Source organism: Streptomyces rimosus subsp. rimosus (genome assembly GCF_000720725.1).
Lineage (GTDB): Bacteria > Actinomycetota > Actinomycetes > Streptomycetales > Streptomycetaceae > Streptomyces > Streptomyces rimosus_A.
On the sequence record NZ_JOCQ01000199.1, the window covers coordinates 1 to 4,591 of the forward strand.

A 4,591-nucleotide genomic window follows, 5' to 3' on the forward strand; every position below is an offset into this window, starting at 1 on the left:
GGGTGCGCGCGCGCCTGGCCGCCTGGGCCGCGGGCCCGGCATGACGCTCGCGCCTGCCGGACGGGCGCGGCCGCCGGCCCCCGCATCGCCGGCGGGGCCCGGTGCCGGTCCGGTGCCGCACGGCCTGCGCGCCACTGCCCGTATCACCGCACGGGCCGACCCGAACGGCGCGACAAACCTGCCTGTCCTCGTCGGCGACGGGCCCTTCGAACTGCGCCGCCTGCGCTCCCGGGGGACCGAGGCACGCGTGTGCGTCGTCGGTGCCATGAGCGCACCGCTCGGCGGCGACCGGCTGCGTATCGAAGCCACTGCTCAACAGGGCGCCGCCTTGCACATCACCTCCGCCGCCGCGACCCTCGCGCTCCGGGGCCCCACACCTGAACCCGCTTCCTACGACGTCCACTTGACCGTCGCGGAGCATGCGGAGATCCGCTGGCTGCCCAAGCCTTTGATCTGCGCGGTCGGCAGCAATCTGCGGCAGACCTGGACCATCGACCTCGCCCCCACCGCACGGCTGATCCTACGCGAAGAGCAACTGCTCGGACGCACCGGCGAAACGCCCGGCCAAGTGTTCACACGGCTCACGGTCCGACGGGACGGGCGCACGCTGCTCGACCAGGAGACGGCGTACGGGCCGGGCGCACCCGGCTGGGACGGCCCGGCCGTCCTCGCCGACCACCGGGCCATCGGGCAGATCCTCACCGTCGACCCGGACTTCGAGAACACGCGCCCCGAAGTCCGCCTCTTCGGCACCACGCCGGAAGACGGGCACGGCCTGCTCGCTCCACTGGCCGGCCCCGCAACGCTCATCACCGCTACCGCCCCCGACGGCCACCGTCTGCGCCGCCTTCTGGGAACCGCACAGGCCGCCGCACGACGCCCCGCCGCGGCCGGGGACTGCCCGGCGGATCAGGAGGGAAGCCGGCGACGGACTGTGGCCGGGGACGCCACGCCGAGGAAAACGTAGGCCCGCTGGTCGAAACGGAACGCCACGGCTCGGAAATCTCTGAGCCGATGCCACTTCAGCCCGGTTCCTCCGGCTTCGGTGGCATGGCTGCCCCGGGGCCCGTACCGGTCAGAGACCGGCGCGCTCCATGAAGAGGGTCCGCAGGTGGGCCAGGCTTCGCTCGGCCAGGGGACGCAAGGCCGGGGCGACGGCGAGGGCGTCGGCCCGCAGCCGGGCCGCGGCGTCGGGGCCGAGGGCTTCCTCGGCCTCGGCGGTGAAGGACGGTTCGGCGAGCCAGTCATCCTGGAGGCCGGGGGTGACCTCCAGGTGAAACTGGAGGCCCCAGGCGGCCGGTCCGGCGCGGAACGCCTGGCAGTCGGTCGTTTCGGTGTTCGCCAGAACACGGGTGTCCGCGGCCGGGACGACGCGGTCACCGTGCCAGTGGAGTACGGCGGGCGCGTCCGCCAGCGGGCCGACGACCGGGTCGTCGCGGTCCACGTCCCGCAGCGGCGCCCAGCCGATCTCGCCGGGACGGCCCAGCTCGGCGCTCGTCCGTACGGCCAGGCCCTGGACGCGGGCGAGGAGCTGAGCGCCGAGGCACACGCCCAGCGTCGGTATCCCGGCCCGCAGCGCGTCGGCCAGGAGGTCCCGCTCCAGCTTCAGCGCCGGGTACCCCGTCAGGTCGTCCGCGTTCATGGGGCCGCCCATGACGACCAGCCCCGCCAGGTCGGACACCGGCGGCAGGTCGTCCGCCGAGGCGCCCGGGGTGTCGATCAGGTTGCGGATGTCCACGTGGAGGCCGCTGCCGTCCAGCGCGTCCAGGATCAGGCCGGGCTTCTCGACCTCGATGTGCTGGAGGATCAGGACGGTACGGGCGGGCATGAGGCGGTCTCCTCGGGGTGGCCGGGGTGGCAGTAGCGCGACATGCATCTTAACGCGCAGGTCAGGTCGGTCCTCCTGCGCGCGGTCGGACGGCTCGGACGGTCGGGACGGTCGGGACGGTTCGGATGTCGAGGCCCTGTTGGCCGCGGTCTTCCGGTCCGGCCGGGCACCTTCCACCGCACAATCTCCGGCTTCCCGCACCGCTCACTCTTCGGAAGCTCCCTTGACGGCTGGAGGGGCGCGCTCTACTTTCTTCCTACTTCCGCAAAGCAAAACCTAGATTCCACGATGCGGAAGCTTGGAAAGAGTGCAGCTCACGCCTCCGCCCCTGGGCCGGAGCGCGATCCCGACAGGCCGACGCAGGAGTACTCGATGCCTCGAATGACCGCCGCTCGTGCGGCTGTGGAGATCCTCAAGCGCGAGGGCGTGACCAACGCGTTCGGTGTGCCGGGCGCGGCGATCAACCCCTTCTACGCGGCGCTCCGGGCCGGCGGCGGCATCCACCACACGCTCGCCCGTCACGTCGAGGGCGCCTCCCACATGGCCGAGGGGTACACCCGCGCCCGCCCCGGCAACATCGGCGTCTGCATCGGCACGTCCGGGCCCGCCGGCACCGACATGATCACCGGCCTCTACTCCGCCATCGGCGACTCGATCCCGATCCTGTGCATCACCGGCCAGGCGCCCACCGCGGTGATCCACAAGGAGGACTTCCAGGCCGTCGACATCGCCTCGATCGCCGCCCCGGTCACCAAGGCCGCCACCACCGTCCTGGAGGCCGCGCAGGTCCCCGGCGTCTTCCAGCAGGCCTTCCACCTGATGCGCTCGGGCCGCCCCGGGCCGGTCCTGATCGACCTGCCCATCGACGTCCAGATGACGGAGATCGAGTTCGACCCGGAGACGTACGAGCCGCTGCCGGTGCACCGGCCGAAGGCGACCCGCAAGCAGGTCGAGAAGGCTCTCGCCATGCTGAACGCCGCCGAGCGCCCACTGCTCGTCGCGGGCGGCGGCGTCATCAACGCCGACGCGTCGGACCTGCTCGTCGAGTTCGCCGAGCTGACCGGCGTCCCCGTCATCCCCACCCTGATGGGCTGGGGCACCATCCCCGACGACCACCGCCTCAACGCCGGCATGGTGGGCCTGCAGACCTCGCACCGCTACGGCAACGCCACCTTCCTGGAGTCGGACTTCGTCCTGGGCATCGGCAACCGCTGGGCCAACCGCCACACCGGCAAGCTGGACGTCTACACCCAGGGCCGCACCTTCGTGCACGTCGACATCGAGCCCACCCAGATCGGCAAGATCTTCGCCCCCGACTACGGCATCGCCTCCGACGCCAAGGCCGCGCTGGAGCTGTTCGTCGAGGTCGCCAAGGAGCTGAAGGCCGCGGGCGAACTGCCCGACCGCGGCGCGTGGGCCGCCGCGGCGCAGCAGCGCAGGGCCACGCTCCAGCGCCGTACGCACTTCGACAACGTGCCGCTCAAGCCGCAGCGGGTGTACGAGGAGATGAACCGCGCGTTCGGGCCCGACACCCGGTACGTCACCACCATCGGCCTCTCCCAGATCGCCGGCGCCCAGATGCTGCACGTCTACAAGCCGCGCCACTGGATCAACTGCGGCCAGGCCGGGCCGCTGGGCTGGACCATCCCGGCCGCGCTGGGCGTGGCCACCGCCGACCCCGACGGCAGCGTCGTCGCGCTCTCGGGGGACTACGACTTCCAGTTCATGCTGGAGGAGCTGGCGGTCGGCGCGCAGCACCGCATCCCGTACGTGCACGTGCTGGTGAACAACTCCTACCTGGGCCTGATCCGCCAGGCGCAGCGCAACTTCGCCATGGACTACCAGGTCACGCTGGAGTTCGAGAACATCAACACCCCCGAACTCGGCGTGTACGGCGTGGACCACGTCAAGGTCGCCGAGGGGCTCGGCTGCAAGGCCATCCGGGTCACCGAGCCGGACCGGCTGCTGCCCGCCTTCGAGGAGGCCAAGAAGCTGGCCGCCGAGCACCGGGTCCCGGTGGTCGTCGAAGCCATCCTGGAACGGGTCACCAACATCGCGATGAGCGGCACCGACATCGGCAGCGTCAACGAGTTCGAGGACCTGGCCACCGAGCCGGGCCACGCGCCGACCGCCGTCGTGCCGATGAGCTGAGCCGGGCGGGCGGGGGGCCGAACCCCCGCCCCGACGCGACCGCACCCCGCTTCACGAAAGGACGGCTCTCTCATGGGCTTCTCCGACGCGCGTTTCGATGTCAACCTGTCGATCCTGTTCACCGAGCTGCCGCTGCTGGAGCGTCCGGCGGCGGCCGCCGCGGCCGGATTCACCGCGGTCGAGCTGTGGTGGCCGTGGGCGCACGGCGGGCACCCAGCTGGTGGGCCTGAACTTCTACGCCGGGCAGCTGCCCGGCCCCGACCGCGGCGCCCTGTCCGTGCCGGGCGAGGAGTCCGAGCGCTTCCGCGCCAACCTCGACGTGGCGGCCGACTTCGCGCAGTCGCTGGGCTGTACCGCTTTGAACGCCCTGTACGGCAACCGCGTCGACGGCATCGACCCGGCCGCCCAGGACGCCCTGGCGCTGGAGAACCTCACCCTGGCCGCGCGGGCGGCCCACCGGATCGGCGCCACCCTGCTGATCGAGGCGCTCAACGCCCCCGAGTCGCCGCGCTGCCCGATCGTCTCCGCACCGAAAGCCATCGAGGTCGTCGAGGCGGTCAACGCCGCCACCGGCCTGGACAACGCCCGCTTCCTGCTGGACCTGTACCACCT

General features: G+C 72.0%; 3 protein-coding genes and 1 pseudogene. 3 read left to right on the forward strand and 1 reads right to left on the reverse strand.

Annotation, left to right across the window (positions count from 1 at the left end):
* Window positions 1-40: 40 nt before the first annotated feature.
* Window positions 41-967 (forward strand): urease accessory protein UreD, encoded by a 927-nt coding sequence (locus IH45_RS0142225; RefSeq protein WP_078898057.1) that lies wholly within the window; start codon window positions 41-43, stop codon window positions 965-967.
* Window positions 968-1,075: 108 nt separating this feature from the next.
* Here IH45_RS0142225 and IH45_RS0142230 read toward each other — a convergent pair whose 3' ends face one another.
* Window positions 1,076-1,828, reverse strand: coding sequence for a type 1 glutamine amidotransferase (locus tag IH45_RS0142230; protein WP_050515589.1), 753 nt, complete (start codon window positions 1,826-1,828; stop codon window positions 1,076-1,078).
* Window positions 1,829-2,200: 372 nt separating this feature from the next.
* On the opposite strand from IH45_RS0142230, the gene gcl reads away from it, so the two are divergent.
* Window positions 2,201-3,979 carry a glyoxylate carboligase gene (gene gcl / locus IH45_RS0142235; RefSeq protein WP_030682343.1) on the forward strand — a complete coding sequence of 593 codons (1,779 nt, stop codon included), beginning with the start codon at window positions 2,201-2,203 and terminating at the stop codon, window positions 3,977-3,979.
* Between the two features lie 72 nt (window positions 3,980-4,051).
* Window positions 4,052-4,591: pseudogene (locus IH45_RS01000000144765) on the forward strand (TIM barrel protein); the annotation flags it as partial.

Excerpts from the sequence above, each read along its gene's own strand:
- IH45_RS0142225 (WP_078898057.1), top strand. The coding sequence starts at position 41 with ATGACGCTCGCGCCTGCCGGACGGGCGCGGCCGCCGGCCCCCGCATCG.
- IH45_RS0142230 (WP_050515589.1), bottom strand. The coding sequence starts at position 1,828 with ATGCCCGCCCGTACCGTCCTGATCCTCCAGCACATCGAGGTCGAGAAG.
- gcl (WP_030682343.1), top strand. The coding sequence starts at position 2,201 with ATGCCTCGAATGACCGCCGCTCGTGCGGCTGTGGAGATCCTCAAGCGC.